The following is a 23,848-nucleotide window of genomic DNA, read 5'->3' on the forward strand; positions in this document are numbered from 1 at the left end:
AATGACTCCGCCTGTTATAGTTAGGTCATTCTAAAACGAATAAAGCGAGGCTGAAAATTTTTTGCAGCCTTTTGCAGCCTTTTGCAGCCTCTAGTGTGGCATAGCCGCCCAGTAAGCAAGAAAACTTTCACTAGCTGCAGGTCATAGTTCAATATTAACGGCGTAGCTAGTTTATTTTATATTAACTATATCAACCTAGTTTTCAGTACGAACACAAGGAAAATGGTATGCATTGTCCTTATTGTAATGCGTCAGAGACTAAAGTTATTGACTCACGTTTGGCTGCTGAAGGTGCGCAAGTCCGTCGGCGTCGGCTTTGCAGTAGCTGCCAAGAGCGTTTTACCACTTTTGAGATGGTAGAAGTGGTTATGCCACGGATTATTAAATCAAGTGGCAAAATAGAGCCCTATGACAATGAAAAACTACGTCGCTCTATCCTGCTACCGCTACAAAAACGACCGATTACTATCGATGAACAAGAAGCCATGATCAGTCGTATTGAGAAGCGGGTACGGCAAATGGGCGAGCGTGAGATTAGCAGCAAAGTGTTAGGAGAGATCATTATGAGCGAGCTAAAAACGCTTGACGACGTTGCTTATGTGCGCTTCGCTAGTGTCTACCGCGACTTTCAAGATATTGATGCTTTTCATCAGGAAATTGCTAATATTCGCCCTATAGAGAAAAATGACAATTAACTATGTATAGCAACCATCAGCTCCTTTTTTATTAAGTGTAATCTCTTTATGCCAACATTAAACCACGCGCAAGATGCTCAGGACCGCTATTTTATGATGCTCGCTATAGAGCAGGCGAAGTTTGGCCTATACACTACTAGGCCTAATCCTGCCGTAGGCTGCGTAATCGTAAAAGCAGAACAAGTGGTTGGACAAGGGTTTCATCCACAAGCGGGGCAACCGCATGCCGAAGTGTTCGCGCTTAAACAGGCAAGAACGCAAGCAGTAGGTGCGACGGCTTATGTGACTCTGGAACCCTGCAGCCATACTGGACGCACACCACCTTGCGCCCGAGCCCTTATTGATGCAGGTATTGAGCGGGTAGTGATCGCTGGTCTTGACCCCAATCCACAGGTGGCTGGTCGTGGAGTAGCTCTGTTAAAACAGGCTGGCATTGAGGTTATAGTTGGGACATTAAATGCTCAGGCAGAAGCGTTAAATAAAGGGTTTTTAAAGGCCATGCGTACGCAAATGCCTTATGTGCGACTCAAGATTGCGACCAGTCTTGATGGTCGTACCGCGATGGCGACAGGCGAGTCAAAATGGATTACTTCAGCAGCCGCACGAGAAGATGTGCAGAAACTGCGTGCGCAAAGTGGCGCTATCATTACCGGAAGCTCGACTGTCATCGCGGATGATCCACAGTTAAATGTACGCTCTACCCAGTTAGGGGTAGCTCCTGAGCAAGTGCCTGTACCGCTAATTGTGGTACTTGATCGACGCAAGCGTTTAATACACGATGCGCAATCTTCTTATCGGTTATGCCGCCAACCAAAGACTTTATACTGGCGTGAAGACAATCTGCACCAGCTACTACAAACGTTAGTCAGTGAGCACCAGTGCTATGAGGTATTAGTAGAGGCGGGTGCTAGTGTCGCAGGAAGCTTTTTGAGTCAGCAGCTAGTAGATGAGTTGATTGTTTATCAAGCGCCTTGCTTATTAGGCGCGCAAGCTCGAGCAATGGTTGAATTCAACCCCCTATCTTTAGCGCAGCAACTGCGTTTTGATTATCACAGCCATGAGCCAGTCGGTACTGATATTAAACTTACCTTACTGCCCCTCTAAATAGCTAATATATCTAAATCAGCTGTGCATAAGTGCTTGGTTATCCACAATATTATCAAGTTGTGCTATAAATGTGGATAACTCCACTACTTTAAGTTAAGTTTCACATGGAACTGTGTATAACTTTATATAGTTATGTTTCACATGAAACTTTTAAATGACTAATAAACCGCTAATTCATAAAATAACCTTCTATTAATCAATGGTTTATCTAATAACCTGTACAGCCGTCACTCTATATATTAACAAGTGGATAGCTTGTGGATAACTATATGATAATAATGGTTTTAAATTAAAACAGCACACACAGTAAGTACTTATCCACAGTCCATTCCTGCCCGCTGCTTCGTTAAGTGTTAAATATACTTAGTTTTAAATTGAAAACATTAGCCGACAGAGCCAAGTGAATCAAACATAGCCGCTGATTTAGTAATAACTGTCCTTAATGACGGGTATTAATGATTATAAGCAATAATATTTAGCTATAGTCTGTTCAACATAAAAGACAGTCGTTCATAGCAATAACCTTGTATCCTTTTTTAAATTGGATCGACTATATGGCTGCTCAATCAGTGGTATAGTTAAAATACCTTAAAAACGCGACGGTACTGCTGGTATAAGCCTTTTGCAGCCTCTATCTGCGTAGGCACAGCAAGCAAGAAAAATTTATGCCAGCAGTAGGTTATGTATCGATATTACTTTCCATTGACTATAGTAGATTATTAGAATAACCAATATTGATAATTGGTAGATTTTGTTATTAATGTACGAGTGTAGTGCTATGCTAATGAGTAGTTATCATAAATTATCAGCTATTAAAAATGAGTTGTTATAGTCGGTTCAAAATAAAAGACAGTCGTTTATAGCAATGTGCTGCTGGTATACGTTTTTTTCGCTTGCTGTTCGCAGGCGTGACAGAGCCTACAAAAAATCCGTACCAGCAGGACTGTGTCCCTTTTAAATTGAATTAACTATATCAACAACCAATAAAAAGAGGTTTATATGTTTACAGGAATTATTGAAAGTGTGGGTAAAATTAAAGCTATGGATCCCGTTGGTGGTGATATTCGCTTAATGATTGAATCTGACGACTTGGACTTTAGTGATGTGTCATTAGGTGATTCTATTGCTTCTAATGGTATCTGTCTCACGGTAGTAGATTTGGGTAGTAACTATTATGCTGTTGATGTTTCACGTGAAACTATTGCTTGCACTGCGCTAAAAGATTTAAAACCAGGTCATGTGGTGAATTTAGAAAAAGCCATGCTGCCAACCACACGTTTTGGTGGTCATATCGTTGCCGGTCACGTTGATGGCGTTGGTACTGTCAGTAAGCTTGAAAAAGATGCGCGTTCTATTTATATAGAAATCGAATTACCGCAAGAGTTGGCACATTATACCGCCACCAAAGGATCTATTACGCTCGACGGCATTAGTCTGACAACCAATTTAGTACGTGACAATATTGTCTGTTTAAATATCATCCCACACACTGCTCAGATAACTAATATTTCTAAGCATTGGTTGTTAGGCGACAAGGTTAATATTGAGGTAGATATTGTGGCACGCTACCTAGAACGCCTGTTAAATAAGTCGCAAACGGGAACAATGAATGCGGATACTGTAACGAGTCCGCAAAACCCTATTACTGATGCTTTTTTAGCGGATAACGGCTTTATGAAGTAACAAACAGTATGGTCAGTATAGCCAGTTCAAAATAAAGCAGATACATTTGTGTCAGTGGACTACTGGTATAAATTTTTCTTGCTTACTGTTCGAATGCGTGACAGAGGCCGCGAAAAATTCATAACAGCAGCACTGTATCGTTTTTAAATTGGATTCACTATATGACGTATCCTATCAACAACAGTAGCTTGCTGTCGTAAGGCTTATTTATCAAACTTTAATTAGGTCTTGCAAGATAGCTTGTAGCTTCAATTTATCTATTGGTTTAGATAGAAATTCGTCCATTCCTACGGCAATACAAGCATCGCGATCCTCTGTAGTATTGTTGGCAGTGAGCGCCACGATAGGAATATCATCACCTTGCGCGCGAATAGCTTGGGTGGCCTGCAAACCGTCCATAACCGGCATACGGCAGTCCATTAAGATCAGTGCAATATCTTGGCGCTGAACCTGTAGCTGATCTAAAGCTTGTTGACCGTCTTCTGCTACCACAGTACGATAGCCAAACTTACTTAATAATTTACAAATAATTTTTTGGTTGGTCAAACTATCTTCTACTACTAAAATTAACGGTAATAAAAGATCATCTACAGGGTTATTTAACCTTGTAGATAGTTCACTGTTATTATTCTTAAAATTTTGTTTGTGTGCTATTGGCCGCATTACTGGCTGGGTTAACCGCATTAGCTCAGATAGTAACAAGGTGCTATCTAAAGGCTTGCTTAAAAACCCATTAAATTTATCCAAAAGGGTAGAAGATATACGACGCTCAGGCTTCATGCTGAGTAATATCTTAGGCAGCGATGTGACAGCGAGTAGGCTGTCTAATGCTTTTTGGCTATCAATGTCAATCGCTGTTTTATTACTGTCTTCTGATAGGTTAGATAACTCCATAACACTGGTTTCATAATCTAATAGCAATATAGGTGACAGCATTTTTTTATTTTGCGCCAGCTGTTCGGTTAGCTGCTGTAGGGTCGCCTTGTCTACTGAGGTATAAATACTAACAGGCATTGATAAATATTGACACAGCCGTTGCAGACTCGTAGCGTAAAGCTTATGGCTGACGATAGCGAACAAGTGAATGTGAGTCAAATTAGTATTAAAATGATATACCGGCTGATAATTTGGACGGCGACAAGGCAGATATAGCGTAAAAATATTAACTTCATTATAGGTGTTATTAATGTAGGTACTATTAATATAAGTACTATTAATATAAATACTGTCAAGATAGGTACTGTCAAGCTCAATAAAGCCTCCTAATAAATGAGCAAAACTATTAGAAGTAGCCAGACCCGATCCTATATCATCAAAAGGTTGGCTAACTTGGATTTTAGCTTGACTAAAGTAAGTAGACAGCAGCTGCTGTCTAGCAGGGATTATACCCATTCCGGTATCTTGTACGCTAAACCGAATCCAGTGAGGCACGCTACTGTCCACAATGTCAGGGGTAGTGACCGTTAGTCCTTGCTCTAATTTTTGGGTTTGAGACCAATGTTCAGTAGTAATAGGTTCGATGATCAGCGCGACATAACCCGAGGTGGTAAATTTGATGGCGTTATCTAATAAGTTGAGTAAAATTTGGCGCAAACGGTCGCCATCGGTATCGATATAGCGTGGACTGTAAGGATCAAAAGTATACAGTAGCTCAAGCCCTTGTCGGCGAGTGCTATCTGTCATTAAATCGCTAATATCTTGTCCAAGCTTAAAGATATCTACAGGCTCATTAGTAATAGGTTTTTTCCCTGTTTCTGTATTCACCATATCTAACATATCATTAAGCATTGCGAGCATAGAGTGGCTTGACTGCGTTAACATGGACAGTACTTCACGCTGCTTAGCCGATAAAGTATTAGGGTTTATTTGTTCAAGTATCACAATAATGGCATCTAGCGGTGCACGCAGTTTATGACCAATAACGGATTTAAGCTGATTAGACTCAGTAAGCTTTTGTTGTAGCTGCTGATTTTGTTGTTGTAATTGATCAGCATGGCTGACGAGCTCATTAACACTATTAAGAAGCACGGTAAAACCATGGACCTGTCCGTGTTCACCGAACCATGGGGTAATATGTAGTTGGTAAGCTTGCTTGTTCTCTATACCGTAGACCAACAACGTACGGGTAACGCGCTGGGTTATTAGTTTTTGTAGTAATAGTTGAGTCGATTCATCTTTACCGTTGACAAAGTCAGTCAGTTGATAATTGGCATCACTCTGGAATGAGGTGGAAAATATTTGCTCAAAACGTTGATTAAAAAAACTAATCTGACCGTGACGCATAATCATCAGCATCGGCAGTGGTGCTTGATCGACTAAGCGCTCTAAGCGATGGCTGAGATTTTTAATACGACGATGATTGTTATGTAGCTGATAATTGACACGGCTCAGGGCGTGACCTAAACGAGAGAACTCAGAGGTAGCTGTGGTCTCAATAAATGGCGGTGGGGCATAAGCGTCTTTCGCAGTGGTCGTTAACGCTTCGGTATATTGTAGTAGCTGTACCCAATTGGTATGGCGTTTGAGCATATAAATTAGCGCTAGTATAAATAGCATAATAGCAGCCATTAACGGCAACCAAAGTTGATACGATAGCCAGTCTATTTTAGCTGGTTGGTGACGCAGTACAATGTACACCTGATGGCCGCTTTCAAGTTTAATCGTGCTTGTTAACGTATTATTAGTGAGAGTATAGGCATCATTGATATTTGCGAATGGTGATGCCAGGGTGGGCAAGGTGATATTAGTAAATTTATACCTATAAGGCCGTTTATAGCGATATACGTAGGTCTGTCCAGAAGGTAGGGTAAAAATCAGCTGATAACTGATATCTTGAAAAAATGACTTAGTGAGTATTGTTTCAATTTCAATATTTGTTGGTACGGAATGCTCAATCAATTCATGTTTTAGCGCATTAAAAACAACTTTGCTGTGCTGCTGACTTTGGCTTTCAAGTGCCAAAAGCAACATGACATAATATAAGATCAGCATAATCAGCAGCGTGAAGGTATAAAATAAAAGCAGGCGTTTTAAAGACTGAAACTGTTCCATAGAAGCATGATCCTATACCGGCACGACAAAACAAAGTGAACCAACGATAAGCCTATTACGGTGGTAGGTACTATTCAATATACTTGCGTTGATCAATTAGCCGTAGTTTTCAATTGGTATCCAGCCTTATGTTTGAGATTCACTATAGTAGCGGAGCCGTAGTATGGCGCGATTTGTTATACGGACATATCGTAATAATACAGATAGTGTGGTTAAAAGTACTTCTATGGATAGTATTTTAATAAAGTACTTTAGCAAAGAGAATCCTAATAAGAGTGTTTTGATAAAAGGCATTGTGATGATATATCATTTTTACGATAACGAAATTACCGTAGCAGTCATTGTAACAAATCGTGTGTCGAAGACCTTATAATAAAAGCCTCGTTGGTAATATCCGTTTTATCATAAATATACGCAGCGCCATTATAAGGTTAAATGGCGCTATCTGTAAGTCGGGTTAAGCGCTATCACAATCATGGCGAAACGCAGAAAACTCGCCTATAATAGGCCCATCAATTATATGTAATACGCTGCTATGACTACACTTGTTTCTTCTTCCGATATATCTATTGCTACCACAACTCAACACCAGCCAGCTATTGGTCGATTGCGAGTAGTATTTGCAGGGACGCCTGAGTTTGCTGCTATAAGCCTTGAAGCTCTAATTAGCCAGCAAGATGCACTCAATATAGACATTGTGGCAGTGTACAGCCAGCCGGATCGCAAGGCAGGTCGTGGACAAAAGCTAGCTGCCTCTGCCGTCAAACAAGTCGCATTATCGCATGATATTCCGGTTGAGCAACCTGCTACCTTTAAAAAATCAAGCACTGAAGGTCTTGCTGCTAGAGAAACCTTGCGAACCTATCAGCCTGCTGTAATGGTAGTCGCTGCCTATGGGCTTATTTTGCCTATTGGGGTTTTGACTATTCCGACTTATGGTTGCTTAAATATTCATGGCTCATTACTGCCGCGCTGGCGCGGTGCAGCACCTATTCATCGAGCACTACTAGCAGGTGACGTCGAGACTGGCATTACTATTATGCAAATGGATAAAGGCTTGGATACTGGTGATATGTTGCATAAAGTTAGCTGCGCTATTGAGCCAAATGATAGCGCCGCTAGCCTACATGATAAGCTCTCAGAATTGGGTGCAAATGCCATCAGTACGGTGCTCCAGGATTTGCTCAACTATCAAGCGCAGGCTATCCCGCAAAATGATAATGAGGCTAACTATGCCGAAAAACTTATCAAAACAGAAGGCGCTATCGACTGGACGCAATCTGCTACTATTATCGAACGAAAGATTCGTGGCTTAACGCCGTGGCCAGGTGCTTATACTTTTTTAAACGATCAGCGCGTCAAAATTTTAGCCAACTTGCCCGTTAATGATACTCAGCAAACCAAACAGCCTGCTGGTATGGTTATCAGTGTTGGCCGTAAGGCAATTTTGGTGGCGTGCGGCAAAGACCAACAGCAAGCAGATGACATAGAGCAGGCAGGCGAAGGTCAACAACCCAATAGTACAGCACAGCAAACCAGTACTTTAGCGATAACCACATTGCAGTTTGCTGGTAGCAAGCCCATCAACGCCGAGCAAATTTGTCAGGGCAATCAACTGAATGATGGCGACCGATTCACCACTGAATCAAACTAATACTTCAAATTAATCAGCTAACGCAGATGCCCTAATAGGCATAGGAAATTAAGTAATATGAGACAACCCGCAACCGCATCTAATAGCCCTAGAAACAATAAGAACAAGCCATCAAGCAACCTTAAAATGACTGGTAGCGTGCGCGTGCGTGTCATACGTACTTTACTTGCGATTCAAAATGGTCAGTCACTATCCAGCGTACTTGACCCCTTATTAAACAGTTTGCACGAGGGCGATAAAGGCTTTGCTCATGCGCTGTTATTGACAACATTGCGTCAGTGGTACGCTCTTGAACGCTTGCTTGATAGCTTGGCGGATAATAATATCGATGAGATCGAAGTCCGCACGACCATTCAAGTGGGGTTAACCCAGCTGTTATATTTGCAAGTTGCTGATCATGCGGCGATTCATGAAACAGTTGAGGCGGTCAAAGAGATTGATTTTGCCCATGCCTCTGGTCTAGTTAATGCGATTTTGCGAAAAGTCGTTAAAAATACCAATAAATTCCGTAAAAAATGTGATAAAAATCATAGTCTGCCTAATTGGCTTGCCTATCAGCTCAAGCAAGATTGGAGTGAAGAGTATCCAGCATTAACTCAGGGATTACGCCAGCCTGCACCGATGTTTTTACGGGTTAATACGACTATTAATACTGTTGATGCCTATCAAGCAGCTTTAGAGTACGCCGATATCGATGCTGAACTCGTTGAGTTGGTTAGCGATTTAAAACTACCAGCTTCAGCGACGTCAGCTGACATCGAAAATACTAGCATCACCACTCAAGCATTGCGTCTAGGGCAAACTATGGCCGTTAGTGGTTTGCCGTCATTTGCTGAAGGAGCGGTCAGTATTCAAGACATGAATGCTCAGCTCGCCGCGTCACTGATCAATCAAGCACTTATTAATAAAGTAAGCTCAGATGGCAACACTACTGACATTCAGGTTTTAGATGCCTGTGCGGCACCTGGTGGTAAGCTCGCCCATTGGTTAGAGTTGCTAAATGCAGACAAGCAATCGCCACTGTTTCATGTGAAACATGATGGCAATAACAATAATGAAAGCGATGATAAAGATGCTTCGGTGGGCAGTCATGCAATCAAGCTAACGGCTATCGATAATGAAGCGCCACGTATTGGGCGTATTCATGAGAATTTAGAGCGCCTACAGTTAGAGCATTCTGAGCAGGTTGAACTTAATATCGTTTGTGCTGATGCGACCAGATGGCAAGGAATAAGCAACAAAGCAGATAAAAACGAACCCGTATTTGACGCTATTCTACTCGATTCACCCTGTACTGCCACTGGAGTGATTCGTCGTCATCCTGACATTAGCTTATTGCGCGCTGAAGAAGATGTTGAGCAAACGGCGGCATTACAAGCAGAAATCTTAGACAATCTATGGCCACAAGTAAAAGCTGGCGGTTATTTGTTATATATTACTTGTTCGATATTGAAGCAAGAAAACGTAGAACAGATGCAAGCTTTTTTAAATCATCATACGGATGCAGCGGCTATTGAATTTACTGAAGCCTGCAGCTGGGGTATCGCTCAAGACATTGGTCGCCAATGTTTGCCTATTGATAGAGAAGGCGGTGATGGCTTTTATTATGCATTGCTACATAAGACAGCTTAATAACTTAATAAATAGGTACATATTTATATAGGTATATATTTACATAATCAGTTTAATTTAAAAAACACAGTGTGACTGGGAGAAAACTTTGTAGCTGCTAGAGTGGCACAGCTACATAGTAATTGAGAGGTTTTCTCCCACTCGTATGTGACCATAAACGGCCTTATTTCTAAAATATTAAAAAATCATTACAGGTAGGAAAATGCTATGAAGTATATCAGTACCCGTGGTCAGACAGCGCCGATAGATTTTAGTGATGTGCTGTTAATGGGGCTCGCGCCTGATGGTGGCTTAATGCTACCTGAGCATTATCCGCTGATTGACAACGCCACGCTTGATGAATGGCGTACGCTCAGTTATCCCAAGCTTGCTCTAGCAGTGATGCAGCGCTTTGCCACTGATATTCCTTATGCTGACCTGCAAGACATCGTTGAGCGTACCTATACCGCTGAAGTATTTGGTAGCGCAGAGATTGTTCCGGTTCGTAAGCTTGAAGACAGCTTATATATTTTAGGCTTGTCGAATGGGCCTACCTTAGCCTTTAAAGATGTAGCGATGCAATTTTTAGGTAATACTTTCGAATATGTACTCAAACAAAAAGATGCCCGAATTACTATTATTGGCGCGACCAGTGGTGATACTGGCAGTGCCGCTGAATACGCCCTCCGTGGTAAAGACAATATCGAAGTCTTTATGTTATCGCCATATGGCAAGATGAGTGAGTTCCAGCGTGCGCAGATGTACAGCCTGACTGATGATAATATTCATAATATCGCTATCGATGGTATGTTTGATGATTGCCAAGATATCGTTAAAGCCTTACAACAAGATGCTGAATTTAAAGCGGCCTATAACTTAGGAACGGTTAATTCTATCAATTGGGGACGGATACTGGCGCAGATTGTTTATTATTTTAAAGCTTATTTTGCCGTGACTAGCAGTAACGATCAGCAGGTTAGCTTCAGTATTCCATCAGGCAACTTCGGTAATATCTGTGCTGGTCATATTGCCCGTGAAATGGGCTTGCCGATTGGGCGCTTAATAGTTGCTACTAACGAAAATGACGTGCTCAACGACTTCTTTAATAAAGGGGCTTATCAGCCGCGTCCGACGGATAAAACCTATATCACTTCTAGTCCATCAATGGATATCTCTAAAGCCTCTAACTTTGAGCGCTTTGTTTACATGCTGCTAGATAGAGACAGCGCGCGTGTTCATGAGTTATTTGAAGGGGTAAAATCAGGACAAGGTTTTGATTTATCAGATTTGCTGGAAGCAGTAAATTCACGTTACGGCTTTGCAGCCGGTAAATCTAATCATAGCGACCGTCTAAAAACTATAAAAGCGCTATATGAACAACATGGCGAACTGGTCGATCCACATACTGCAGATGGCATCAAAGTCGCTAAAGAATTACAGCAAGAGGGCGAGATTATAGTTTGTGCTGAGACGGCATTACCCGTTAAATTTTCTGAGACTATTATCGAAGCTATTGGCCAGATAGATATTGCACGTCCTGCCCATACCGAAGGCTTAGAGGATTTACCGCAGCATGTGGTGATTCTAGATAATGATGCGCAATTGGTCGCTGAACAAATACGTCAGCGTGTCACACCAAACCCAGCATAAATTTAGAAAGTGCCATTAACAACAAGGGCTTTGTTTCACATGAAACAAAGCCCTTGTTGTTAATGGCAGAAAATTAAGTCAATTTAATATTAGAGAATAAGCTCAACAACCTTAACAAGCTTAAGCTTTTGCAAAACAGCGTTTGGTATTGTGCTATGGTTCATATCATTGTAAACTCAAAAAGCACTACTTTTAAGTATTGGTTTGAACACTGCTATAGAAACAAGATCTATAAAAACAAGCTCAGATAAATGCGTGCTTTGTGTTAATAGCTAATGATGGTTGATAATTAATCAGTGGTAACCACAACAGCCTCAACGCTATATTTTACCCATTATGGATATGATAATGAAAATAAGCCTAAACGGTATGGCAAAAGCGCTGCTGATCACCATATTTAGTAGTGTAATATTGATCCCTACTGCCTATGCTAATAATCCACTGCCAACTATCAAGGCAGATGCGCCCAATCGCTATACGGTCAAAAAAGGCGATACTTTATGGGATATCTCTGGTCGTTATTTAGACAGTCCCTGGCGTTGGAAAGAAATTTGGGCGACTAATAAACAAATCAAGAATCCTAATCTTATTTATCCTAACGATATTCTTATCTTATGCGTAATTCAGGGCAAGACCTTAATTGGTGTTGACACTGGTGAAGGCTGTGCAGGGGTAGAAAAACAACTGACTGGTAATATGGTCGCTAGCAGCGTAACGATTACCTCGACTGCCAATAGTATTCCAGCGATTCCAATGACGGCAATCCAACATTGGCTTGATAAAACCATCATTGTTAATCCCAAAGATTTTAATACCACACCCTATGTGCTAGCGTCTAAAACACGCAACCTTATTACAGCTAGTGGTGATAAAATTTATGCCAAGGGTGTACCGCTTATCGTTGGTCAGCGCTATGGGGTCTACCGCGAAGGCGAGATGTACGTCGATCCTAGGACTCAAAAAATCATCGGCTTAGAAGTGACACAAGTGGCGACTGGCTTGGCCATTAACGTGGCAAGTAACGGCGTGACTAGCTTGCAGCTTACTGACAGCTATGACAAAGAAGTACGTGAAGGTGATCGCGTTTTTGTTGAGTTAGACAATGCTATTCCACCGGTGTTTTATCCGACGCCTGCTACCGTCAATCGTGGTGGTATGATCGTACGCGTGATGGACTCCATTAGCTCAGCGGCGCGTGGCAGTGTGGTCGCTATTAACTTGGGTAGCATTCATGGTGCCAAACCAGGTGATGTATTGACGGTTTACCAGAAAGGACCGCTAGTGCGCGATACCATCGATAATGACACCCCAGTACGTTTGCCAAGCGAACCGACTGGTATGGTGATGGTATTTAATACCTTTGATGATATCAGTTATGCGTATGTGCTGAGCTCTGAGTTACCCCTTAATGTCGGTGATCAGTTGCTACCGCCACCTTACTTATAGGCGTTTATAATCTACTAATACGAATTATTCAATACGAGCTAGCCAATACGAGCAGACAATTATGCCGGTAACTTCATCTCTCTTCTCCGACAATCAGCGCGCCGTATTGGCATTATGGTATGAGGTCAATGCGTCGTTATCCGCTTATCATAAGCTTATCAGTACCTTTGGTAGCGCGCAGCAAGCATGGACCACTAAGACTGAAGGCTGGCGGCAACTGGGTATCCATCATACTCATATTAAGCGCCACGAGCAGCAAGATCAGACCATAGCCAGTATTGAAGTTATTGAGCAAGCGCTAAAGGCTGGGAATTATCAGTTACTTTTTGCTGATCAGCCTGACTATCCGGCACAGTTGCTGCAAATATACTATCCACCGCCACTTTTATTTTATCGTGGTAATAGCGCGTTGCTCCATCAAGCGCAAATCGCTATCGTTGGTAGCCGAAAACCCAGTAACCATGCGCAAAAGATTACCTTTGATATAGCACAATATCTGGCGCAAGCGGGGTATGTTATCACTAGCGGTTTGGCAATTGGCGTGGACAAGCGGGCGCATTTAGGCGCTTTGGCACAAACTGATTCTGACTACCAGGGTCGCACGATTGGTGTGATGGGTACTGGTATCAATGTTTGTTACCCCAATCATCATGATAAATTGTTTGATCAAATTATCGATCAGGGTGGCTGTCTTGTCAGTGAGTTATTGCCACATACCCAGCCACATAAGCATACTTTTCCACGGCGTAATCGCTTGGTTGCTGGACTCAGTTTGGCAACCATTGTCACCGAGGCCACCATTAAAAGTGGCTCGCTGATTACTGCGCGGCTCACCTCTGATCAGGGCAAACAAGTTTTTGCCGTTCCAAGTCATATCGATAATAGTAATGCTGAAGGCTGCCATCATCTGATCCGTGAAGGCGCAACGTTGATATATCATCCTCATCAAGTGCTGGACGACGTCAGTACGCAACTACCGAATCACAGTCTAACGAATCACAGCCTACCGAATCATAATTTACCGAATCACAGTCAGCCTAGCAACTATGCGCATAGCTCTTCTGAAAAGAACCTATCTAAAGATAATGTTTATTCGCTAGCCCTAGCCAATACCGCGCAACTTGCAAATGCTAGGCAAAAAACATCGCCTCTTAACGTTACTATACCTAAGCATCTAGATGCTGTTTTTGGTCAACTTGACTGGCATGGACAAGATCTAGATGCCTTATTGGTGTCCACAGGATTATCACCACCACAATTGATCGGGCAGCTGATGGAGCTTGAGTTATTAGGGGTTATCAGTGAACAAGGTGGGCGTTATTTACGGGTATAGTTGTTTGTTTTAATAGCGACAATTGCTTACTTAGTATTGATTGCTTATGGTTATTATTCATTCTTAATATTGTGCAGACCTTAGTTTTTTTGAGGACAATTTTAAAGACTACTTTTTTAGGCTTCAAGCGTAGATTATGAAATCATCCAAGTCTTATTCCACGCCGTTAATGACTAAATCTACCACCCAAGCCGCTCAATGGCTGAGTGCAGGGCAGCTGCTCGTTTATCCGACCGAAAGTGTTTGGGGTATTGGCTGTGACGCTTTTAATCAGCGGGCAGTACAGCAATTACTCACTATCAAGCAGCGTCCAGTAGACAAAGGAATGATTGTGGTGACTGATAGCGTTGACCGTATCGTACCTTTATTAGAGGCCTTAAGCACTGAACAGCGTCAAACCGTTGTTGATAGCTGGGATATCGCGCCTAATATGGTATCCCAGCAAGCGCATACCTGGTTATTACCTTTGCCTCAGTCATTATCTCAATCATTACCTCAATCATTATCTCAATCATTATCTCAATCGTCGTCCCGACCATTATGTAATGCACTTGCGGTACCTATTCCAGCTTGGATTAGCGGGGCTCATAATAGCGTGGCGGTACGTGTTATTAGTCACCCTTTGATTCAACAGCTGTGCGCCCAAGTAGTTTCAGCAGCCAATCCTTACGGTTTTATCGTCTCGACCAGCTGTAATCTTTCAGGTCAGCCACCAGCGTTATCGTTAGCCCAAGCCCAAGCTTATTTTATGAGTAGTGATTTTTCTACTCACGTCGGTTATTTAGAAGGGGAGACCTTAGGCTACCAGCTACCTAGCCAAATCGGAGATGCACTGACTGGGCGGGTTATTCGTTAAGGCAAATTACTCTGTTTTCTTGGGATAGATAAGACAGTGGCTATTAAGTTAAGTGAGTTAAATTATAGTAAAACCTATGATGATGATTTTATATTTCAAGTTTTCCTTGATACTTTATGATTTAGTTTTTAATAGCAATAGAATAATAGTGAAAGCCAATCATTCAGTTATAGTTAAAATACCTTAAAAACGCGACGGTACTACTGGTATAAGCTTTTTATAGCCTCTGTCTGCGTAGGCACAGCAAGCAAGAAAAACTTATGCCAGCAGTAGGTTATGTATCGATATTACTTTTCATTGACTATAGCTTAGATTGACCCAGAGTGTAGTCTTACGGTCTTGTACCCAGTTAAAGGGTTTATTTACCTTACCAAAAGTACGTAAAACCAATTTTGACAACCCATCTAAAAAAGGCCACGATATTTATTAAGGGCTATATTAGTTTGGATGTCTATAAATAACCATAAGGAAGCGAATATGAATATTTTAATCAGTGGTGGATCAGGGTTTTTAGGCAGCGCGTTTAGTGATGAGCTCATGAAACGTCATAATGATACTGACAGAGATTTAGGCATCACCTGGTTAACACGTGATAGCAGTCAGGCACACCCCAGTATGATTAATATGATGACTTATGATGAGCTAGCGCAGACGGACAAAAGCTTTGATGTCATCTTAAATCTCGCTGGTGCTGGTATTGCTGACTCACGTTGGAGTGATAGCCGCAAAGAGCAACTGCTCGCCAGTCGTATCAAGCCTACCGAGTCGTTAATAGCATTTATAGCGCGTACCAGCCCCAAGCCTAAATTATTGGTTAGTGGTTCAGCGATTGGCTGGTATGGTACGCAAGGTGACAAGCCACTAACTGAGAGCAGTGCCTCTGAGACCGACTTTTCGCATCGCTTATGTGATGAATGGGAGCAATTGGCTCTAACAGCGACCGAGTACGGCGTACCAGTCGCTATCGTACGAACAGGAGTGGTCATCCACCCTAAAGGCGGTATGCTTGGCAAGCTACTATTACCATTTAAACTGGGACTTGGTGGACAATTGAGTGATGGTAAGCAAATCATGAGCTGGGTTAGCCGTGACGATTGGGTAGGGGCGACCATTTTTATTATTGAACAACATCTGACAGAAAAAACTGACACTCAGCAGAGCGATAGCATAACCACTGCTGAGAATACTATAAGCTCAGAAAATTCTACGTCAGCAGTGGTATATAACTTGACGGCGCCCAATCCAGTGACCAATCATACCTTCACCAAAGACGTTGGCGCGTGGTTGCATCGTCCAACCTTTTTTACCCTACCGAGTCCTTTGCTAAAGCTAATGTTTGGTGAGATGTCGACATTACTGATTGATGGACAGAAGGTATTGCCACAAGCACTGGATAATGCTGGTTATGAATTTAAGCAACCGACGCTCAAACAAGCATTAGAACAACAGGAATAGTAGGCACTGAAACCCGCAATGTTTCATGTGAAACATTGCGGGTTATCATCCTTTAATACTGATGAAATAAACAGCCTAATAACACCTAAACGCAACCCCAAGAGCACCAGTAATGCGAGCAGTTGATGACTATAATCTTAGTGCAAAAATGCTGAATTTTTAAACAGAAACATCAGAGTAGTAGAGGTTTGAGGCAACCTATCATAAGATAAGGCTATCTTTATATAATCAGAATTTATTATGTGGCTCTTTATTGTCTTAACCCAGCTACTGGCTGTAACAACCAGCGTTATTCTATGGTGGTTGATCCAACCACAACGTCCCGTCAGTAAAACTATTATTGTCCTAAGCGTTTTTATCATCAATAACCTCGCTCTCATTTATGGGCTGAGTGAGTTTTGGCGTGAGCGCTTCTACGTCTATTTAGTGGTCAGTATATTGCAAGGTTTTATGGTGTATGCCGCCTTGATAACCGCTGCTGTCGCCCTATTCTATAGTCAGATTATCAAACGACCCTCTCGCCCCAAGCTTATACGCGCTATTGCCGCCCTGAGTTATATGGGTATCGTTGGTTTAGCGGTATTTAATGCGTACTCTCCAGTGGTTCATCGTCTAACTGTGACCACGGATAAGCCTTTAGATAAACCCATGACTATGGCGTTAGTCTCTGATACACATTTGGGTAGGTGGTTTGGCAATCGACAGTTGGACCAACTGGCCAGTCTCATCGATGCACAAAATCCTGATGTGGTGGTGCTGGCAGGCGATATTATGAATGACAGTACTGCTGCTTATGATAAGACTGATATGCACGCGTACTTATCAAAGCTACAGGCGCCACTGGGGGTCTATGCGGTATTGGGCAATCATGATTATTCAGGTAATCAAGTCGCAATTGCTACAGCGATTACGCGCGCTGGAATCAAGGTGATTGATAATAAGAGTGTGTATTTAGATGATGCCGTATGGTTGGTTGGCCGTTCCGATGCTACCGACCCCAGGCCCCGCAAACTAGCGGCAGATCTGCTAACACCGATTGATACCGATAAGCCGGTGATATTTTTGGAACATGCTCTTTGGTCGATCAATGAGATAAGTGCCTTACCAATAGACTTGCATCTGTCGGGGCATACTCATGGTGGACAAATGTTTCCGTTAACGGAACTGATTCAGATGTTTACGCCATTAGTTTATGGTGCCAAGTCGATTGATGATACGCAATTTTTAGTAACCTCAGGTTATGGGTTTGGTGCTGTACCCTTTAGACTGGGTACTCGCGCTGAAATTTGGCTAATTACGTTACAGTCAACTATATCGTCCCCTTTAAAAAGTTAACGTTATGATAATGAATATATAGTCAATGAAAAGTAATATCGGTACATAACCTACTGCTGGCATAAGTTTTTCTTGCTTGCTGTGCCTACGCAGACAGAGGCTGCAAAAAGCTTATAGCAGCAGTACCCTAGCGTTTTTAAGGTATTTTAACTATAGAGTGGTTGTCATAATAAATATGGAATAATTATAGATAGGACAGAGTATGCGCTACGTATTTTTCACAGTCATTATTGTCTTACTACAGCTGTTTAGTCTGGGTGCGGCGCTAAGCTTACAATGGTGGCTGCAGCCTTGGATGTCATCAACACTGCAAACCATAGTATGGATTACAGTATTTGTCATCACCAATGGCTTATTGCTACTGAGCGTCAGTAAGCTACTTGCTAATAGCTATCGTTGGGTAAGTGGCTGGCTGCTAGTATTGCACTTTATGATGCTCGCTGCTCTAGCAACCTGGTTGTTGTATGGCAGCTATTTATTGATAATGTTTCTGAGTGATATTCCTAACTACTCTGAGACCGTTGCTTTTGGACTACGAGTATTGGCTTTAATAGTATTTGTGGGTCTGTTCGTTTACGCCTTATATAGCGCTTATGTCCCAGTAGTGCGCTATCGAACTATCAATATCAATAAACCCATGCAAGGGCAACTACGTATCGCCGTGGCAAGCGACTTACATCTAGGGCGCCTATTCGGTAGTGGTGCTATTGATAGATTGCGGCATCTTGTTACCCGTCATCAGGCTGATATGCTCTTGATGCCAGGTGATATTATGGATGACAATACCCAGGCGTTCATGGCTTATAATATGACGGAAAATTTAGTCAATTTGGGTGCTGGTCTGCCATATGGTATTTATGCCACGCTAGGCAATCACGACTTATACGGTCATGAACAAAGCATTAGCAACACCCTACGCGACGCGGGTGTGCAGTTATTAAATGATGACGTGCTGCGAATAGAGCATCAAGGCCAAGCGATTTGGTTAGTGGGTCGCTTTGACAACCACAAACACCAGCGGGTGGCGACCACTGAGCTATTAGCACAGGTTAATATCACTGAGCCAGTAATAATGTTAGACCATAGACCTAGCGATATTACTGAGCATAGTAAACTACCGATTGATTTGCAGGTCTCAGGACATACTCATAACGGGCAGGTATTCCCTGCTAACTTTATTGTCAAAGCTATCAATCGTTTGGGCTATGGCTACGAAGCCATTGGTCAAGGACACTTTGTGGTGTCATCCGGTTACGGCTTTTGGGGCATACCGTTTCGCCTAGGATCAAGATCTGAGATTTGGTTATTAACTGTTCAGACCGCGCCGTCGGTTGCCGTACAAAGCTGATGCACAAAGTCGGCAAACTCATCAATAATATAATTTGTCTCGAATCTAAGACCTTGATGAACGCTCATTAAATGAATAAAGCCATGCGGCGCGCCAAGCACAGTATGAGTTTGCACGTTAATGCCCTTATCTTGTAGCTGCTGGGCATAAACTAATGCTTCATCTCGCAAGATATCCAGTTCAGCCGCAACGATATAGCTTGGACACATTTGTGTGTGGTCACCATGAATAACTGACACCAGAGGATGCGATTGAGGTAAGTTACTGTGCTTAATGTAAGCGGTATTAAATACTTCAGCATCTTCGTGATCGAGTAGCAATCCTTGGCCGTAAAGCGCCCAGCTTGAATATTCGGCGTCATAGTCAGTAACAGGATAGAGTGGCAACTGTGCTAGTGGTGTTGGTAAATTCTGAACCAAGGCTCTAAAAGCCTCATCGACCGTCTGATCTTCATCAATATTTTGCCACAGTGCATCAATAGGCTTGATGACTTGCTGTGCGACTAATGCGGCCAAGCAACCACCTGCGCTATCACCTGATAATACAATACGTGATGGCGACGCACCAAGCGTATGGCAATGCTCAGTAAGCCATGCATAAGCTGCGATACAGTCTTTGAGGGCTGTTGGGGCGGTGTGTTCAGGTGCTAATCGATAATCAACACTGACTACCGCCCAGCCGGTTTGGGTACAGACGGTATGGCAAAACTCATGATGGGTATCAAGATCTCCGATACAAAATCCACCACCATGAAAAAACAGCATAACGACTTCATCAAGGTTCTGTTTATGCTTTTGGATAGTGTCAGATCCAGCTTGATAACAGCGAACAGTCATATCACCGCCATCGGCATCAGCAATAGTTTCGTCTTGCCAGCTCACACTACTAATATTTTTACCATTACTTTTTTGCTGCCAGACGTTAGGCGCTTGCAATGAGACTGCGTCAGCACCAAATTTCCTTCTTAACTTAGACAAGTTGTCGAGCGTTAATGGCCGCTTGAGCTTGTTGCTAATAGCCAGTATCAGGCGTAGGTGGGCATCAGCATGAGGATATTGCTCAGCAGCTGATGCTTTTAGATGGTAGTTAAGACGTTCAAGCGCGGGTGTCGGTAGCTTACCCAATCCTTTCAATATATAGTGCATGGCATGCTGTTGATAGGTACGTGCAGGTATCTTAGTTTTGGCAGTCTCAACTGTTTTTGTCACTAAGGTATTGAGTGATGATATCGGTAGAATAGGCATAACATTCCTTGTTTAATCAATATTTAATCAGTTTTAGTACTATTTGATGATACCAGTAGCACGTTGCCATAAACGACTCTTTTTTATTGTGAACTGATTGTATTATTGTCGATGCTAGGGGAGTGCTTACTTAGTTATTAATTGCGTCAGTTGCTATTTATATTTTAAATAGAATAACTATTTCAGCTAAAGTAAAAAATTCATCACCCTTAGGCTTGAAATTTATCCTCATCACCTTTATCAAGCAGCTATTGAGTCCTCTTTAGAAGACGTAAGTATAATAATCATCATAAAACATAAGGAGTTATCATGAGCGAGCAAGCCCCAAACCAAGAATTTGACACCCAAGAGCCAAAAACGGTACAAAGTAACATTGATGGCGAAGAAAGCGTGTTAGCAGAAACTTTAGAAGAGTTTAACCCTGAAAACAACTCAGCTGAGAGCGTGACTATCGACAATGACATTGATCTTCAGGCTTTTGCAGCTCGTATCGCTGAGCTAGAAGGCGAAGTGAAGCAAGCTAAAGAAGGCACGGCGCGTGCCAATGCCGAAGCTTATAATGCGCAAAAACGTATGGAACAAGAAGCGGATAAAAGTAAAAAATTCGCGTTACAGAAGTTTGCCAGAGAGCTGTTAGAAGTAGTCGATAACCTAGAACGTGCGGTTGAGAATGCGGATGCTAATGATCCCATCGCCGAAGGGGTGACACTCACTCACAAAGCACTGCTCAGTGTACTCAATAAAAATGGTGTTGATGTGGTTGATCCACAAGGCGAGAAGTTCAACGCTGATTTTCATGAAGCGGTGGGCATTGATCCAGACGCTGAAGCCGACACCGTCGGTACGGTTTTGCAAAAAGGCTACAGCTTAAATGGCCGCCTACTACGTCCGGCTATGGTACGTGTCGGTCAATAAGCGTCACATTCAGAGCAACAAAACTAACAAACCCTATTAAAAGTAAGGGTATTGACAAAACTTCACATAAAAGAAAATATTTGTAGGGTCATTGACTTGAAAAAACGACCGTGCAAACCGATATAAAGCAGCAAGTGACCCGTTACGGTCTGATATGCCAAGCCAAGTGCAGGCAGTACGCTCTAACAAGCATAGGTAATAAGCTTAGTTAAAGGGGCGTAGATACCTTAGTACGGCTGGCAATACATATAAACATTGAACCATCAAAACAAATTGGAGTAATTAATTATGGGTAAAGTAATAGGTATTGATTTAGGTACAACTAACTCATGTGTGGCAGTGATGGAAGGCGATAAAGTCAAAATCATTGAAAATGCTGAAGGCACACGTACTACCCCCTCAATTGTCGCTTATAAAGACGATGAGATCTTGGTCGGTCAGTCAGCCAAGCGCCAAGCAGTAACCAACCCGAACAAAACCTTATTTGCGATTAAGCGTCTGATTGGTCGTCGTTTTGATGACAAAGTCGTGCAAAAAGATATTGGTATGGTTCCTTATAAAATTGTCAAAGCTGACAATGGTGATGCTTGGGTCGAGATTAATGATAAAAAATTAGCGCCACCACAGGTGTCTGCTGAAATCTTGAAAAAAATGAAAAAGACCGCTGAAGACTATCTGGGCGAAGCCGTTACCGAAGCCGTGGTTACCGTTCCTGCTTACTTTAATGACTCACAGCGTCAAGCGACTAAAGATGCGGGTAAAATTGCCGGTCTTGATGTAAAACGTATTATCAACGAACCAACTGCCGCTGCTCTTGCTTACGGTATGGACAAAAAAGAAGGCGATCGCACCATCGCTGTCTATGACTTAGGTGGTGGTACTTTTGACGTATCAATCATCGAAATCGCTGACGTTGATGGCGAGCAGCAGTTTGAAGTACTGGCAACTAACGGTGATACCTTCCTTGGCGGCGAAGACTTTGATTCAGCATTGATTGATTATTTAGTAAGCGAATTCAAAAAAGATCAAGACGTGAACCTAAAAGGTGACTCGTTAGCGATGCAGCGTCTCAAAGAAGCCGCAGAAAAAGCGAAAATTGAGTTATCAAGTGCCCAAAGCACTGAAGTTAACCTGCCATATATTACCGCTGACAGCAATGGTCCTAAGCATTTGGTCGTAACGATCAGCCGCTCAAAACTAGAAAGCTTAACTGAAGCACTCGTTGAGCGTACCATGGGCCCTTGTAAGATTGCTATTGATGACGCTGGGCTAAAAACCAGTGAAATTGATGATGTTATCTTAGTGGGTGGCCAGACTCGTATGCCACTAGTACAGCAAAAAGTACAAGAATTCTTCGGTCAAGAGCCACGCAAAGACGTGAACCCTGACGAAGCAGTCGCTGCTGGTGCCGCGATTCAAGGTGCCGTATTATCTGGTGAAAAAACGGATGTTCTATTGCTTGATGTGACGCCATTGACCCTTGGTATCGAAACCATGGGTGGGGTGCTAACGCCAATCATTGAGAAGAACACCATGATTCCGACTAAGAAATCACAGGTATTCTCAACGGCTGAAGACAACCAGCCAGCGGTGACTATTCAGGTGTTCCAAGGTGAGCGCAAGATTGCTCAGCAGAATAAACAGCTTGGCCGTTTTGACTTGACTGATATTCCACCAGCACCACGTGGCCTGCCACAAATCGAAGTGACTTTTGATATCAACGCTGATGGCATCATGAATATTTCAGCGACCGATAAAGGTACTGGTAAAGCACAAAGCATCCAGATTAAAGCGGATTCTGGCTTGTCGGACGAAGAAGTCGAACAAATGGTACAAGACGCTGAAGCTAATGCGGCTGAAGATGAAAAATTCGCCAATCTAGCTCAAGTTCGTAACGAAGCGGATGGTCGTATCCATGCGATACAAAAAGCGCTAAAAGATGCGGAAGACAAAGTGTCTGAAGACGAGAAATCAGCAGTAGAGACGGCTATCTCTGAGCTTGAAATGGCTGCCAAAGAAGACGATCATGATGATATCAAAGCCAAGCTCGAAGCATTGGACAATGCCTTCTTGCCGGTCAGCCAAAAGATTTATGGTGATGCCAGCGCGGGTGCTGAAGGTATGGATCCAAGCCAATTCCAAGACGGCGCAGATGCAACAGCTGATGACAATCAAGCTGATGATGACGTGGTTGATGCTGAGTTCACTGAAGTGGACGAAGAAGAGAAGAAGAAGTAGTCTTTTAAAAAAGCTTGTTTTCTAAAAGTTAGTATTTAATAGTTATACATTAAGAATAAAAAAACGCACTTCTCGAGGTGCGTTTTTTTATGGCTGTTTTAAAAAGTGAAATGGTAAGATATATGGTTACGCATGGCAGGTGACATTTTTCTCGTTTGCTGTGTGACCGCGTCATTTTTCGAGCCTGCAAAAATATCTCCCAGCCATACTGACTCTTTCTTAAAGTG

16 protein-coding genes are annotated in these 23,848 nt (G+C 42.5%); 14 read left to right on the forward strand and 2 right to left on the reverse strand.

The window, feature by feature from the left end:
- Nucleotides 1–227: 227 nt before the first annotated feature.
- The 3 genes from nrdR (at nt 228) to RCH20_RS04230 (ending at nt 3,485) form a co-directional block, all read left to right on the forward strand.
- Nucleotides 228–695, forward strand: a complete 468-nt coding sequence (nrdR, locus tag RCH20_RS04220; protein ID WP_209956089.1) for a transcriptional regulator NrdR — start codon at nt 228–230, stop codon at nt 693–695.
- A 48-nt stretch (nt 696–743) separates the two neighbouring features.
- Nucleotides 744–1,799, forward strand: coding sequence for a bifunctional diaminohydroxyphosphoribosylaminopyrimidine deaminase/5-amino-6-(5-phosphoribosylamino)uracil reductase RibD (ribD, locus tag RCH20_RS04225; RefSeq protein WP_327192705.1), 1,056 nt, complete (start codon nt 744–746; stop codon nt 1,797–1,799).
- 1,002 nt (nt 1,800–2,801) lie between these two features.
- On the forward strand, nt 2,802–3,485 hold the full coding sequence (locus RCH20_RS04230) for a riboflavin synthase (RefSeq protein ID WP_209956092.1): 684 nt from the start codon (nt 2,802–2,804) through the stop codon (nt 3,483–3,485).
- A gap of 210 nt (nt 3,486–3,695) precedes the next feature.
- On the opposite strand, the gene RCH20_RS04235 is transcribed toward RCH20_RS04230, so the two are convergent.
- Nucleotides 3,696–6,536 (reverse strand): response regulator, encoded by a 2,841-nt coding sequence (locus tag RCH20_RS04235; RefSeq protein WP_327192706.1) that lies wholly within the window; start codon nt 6,534–6,536, stop codon nt 3,696–3,698.
- A gap of 535 nt (nt 6,537–7,071) precedes the next feature.
- On the opposite strand from RCH20_RS04235, the gene fmt reads away from it, so the two are divergent.
- From fmt to RCH20_RS04280, 9 genes are all read left to right on the forward strand, one after another.
- Nucleotides 7,072–8,190 (forward strand): methionyl-tRNA formyltransferase, encoded by a 1,119-nt coding sequence (fmt, locus tag RCH20_RS04240; RefSeq protein ID WP_327192707.1) that lies wholly within the window; start codon nt 7,072–7,074, stop codon nt 8,188–8,190.
- Nucleotides 8,191–8,247: 57 nt separating this feature from the next.
- The gene (locus RCH20_RS04245) at nt 8,248–9,822 is read left to right on the forward strand and encodes a transcription antitermination factor NusB (RefSeq protein ID WP_327192708.1); all 1,575 of its coding nucleotides are present in this window, start codon (nt 8,248–8,250) and stop codon (nt 9,820–9,822) included.
- A gap of 207 nt (nt 9,823–10,029) precedes the next feature.
- The gene (gene thrC, locus RCH20_RS04250) at nt 10,030–11,451 is read left to right on the forward strand and encodes a threonine synthase (RefSeq protein ID WP_327192709.1); all 1,422 of its coding nucleotides are present in this window, start codon (nt 10,030–10,032) and stop codon (nt 11,449–11,451) included.
- Nucleotides 11,452–11,799: 348 nt separating this feature from the next.
- Nucleotides 11,800–12,897: a LysM peptidoglycan-binding domain-containing protein gene (locus RCH20_RS04255; RefSeq protein WP_327192710.1), complete on the forward strand. Its 1,098-nt coding sequence runs from the start codon at nt 11,800–11,802 to the stop codon at nt 12,895–12,897.
- Between the two features lie 61 nt (nt 12,898–12,958).
- A complete protein-coding gene (dprA, locus tag RCH20_RS04260; protein WP_327192711.1) occupies nt 12,959–14,230 on the forward strand; it encodes a DNA-processing protein DprA in 1,272 nt (423 codons plus the stop codon).
- Between the two features lie 136 nt (nt 14,231–14,366).
- Nucleotides 14,367–15,086, forward strand: coding sequence for an L-threonylcarbamoyladenylate synthase (locus RCH20_RS04265; protein WP_327192712.1), 720 nt, complete (start codon nt 14,367–14,369; stop codon nt 15,084–15,086).
- Between the two features lie 477 nt (nt 15,087–15,563).
- On the forward strand, nt 15,564–16,541 hold the full coding sequence (locus tag RCH20_RS04270; RefSeq protein WP_327192713.1) for an epimerase: 978 nt from the start codon (nt 15,564–15,566) through the stop codon (nt 16,539–16,541).
- Nucleotides 16,542–16,781: 240 nt separating this feature from the next.
- Entirely contained in the window at nt 16,782–17,876 is a 1,095-nt protein-coding gene (locus RCH20_RS04275; protein WP_327192714.1) for a metallophosphoesterase, read from the forward strand.
- A gap of 202 nt (nt 17,877–18,078) precedes the next feature.
- Nucleotides 18,079–19,224, forward strand: coding sequence for a metallophosphoesterase (locus RCH20_RS04280; protein WP_327192715.1), 1,146 nt, complete (start codon nt 18,079–18,081; stop codon nt 19,222–19,224).
- On the opposite strand, the gene RCH20_RS04285 is transcribed toward RCH20_RS04280, so the two are convergent.
- Complete coding sequence (locus RCH20_RS04285; RefSeq protein ID WP_327192716.1) at nt 19,191–20,468, reverse strand: alpha/beta hydrolase; 1,278 nt, start codon at nt 20,466–20,468, stop codon at nt 19,191–19,193. The two genes, RCH20_RS04280 and RCH20_RS04285, sit on opposite strands and share 34 nt — an antisense overlap.
- Nucleotides 20,469–20,777: 309 nt before the next feature.
- Here RCH20_RS04285 and grpE point away from each other — a divergent pair, with 309 nt between their 5' ends.
- Both grpE and dnaK read left to right on the forward strand, forming a co-directional pair.
- Nucleotides 20,778–21,383 carry a nucleotide exchange factor GrpE gene (gene grpE, locus RCH20_RS04290; protein ID WP_327192717.1) on the forward strand — a complete coding sequence of 202 codons (606 nt, stop codon included), beginning with the start codon at nt 20,778–20,780 and terminating at the stop codon, nt 21,381–21,383.
- A 288-nt stretch (nt 21,384–21,671) separates the two neighbouring features.
- Nucleotides 21,672–23,621, forward strand: coding sequence for a molecular chaperone DnaK (dnaK, locus tag RCH20_RS04295; RefSeq protein ID WP_209956105.1), 1,950 nt, complete (start codon nt 21,672–21,674; stop codon nt 23,619–23,621).
- Nucleotides 23,622–23,848 lie beyond the last annotated feature (227 nt).

The sequence above is a fragment of the Psychrobacter sp. PL15 genome (assembly GCF_035984995.1).
Taxonomy (GTDB): Bacteria; Pseudomonadota; Gammaproteobacteria; order Pseudomonadales; family Moraxellaceae; genus Psychrobacter.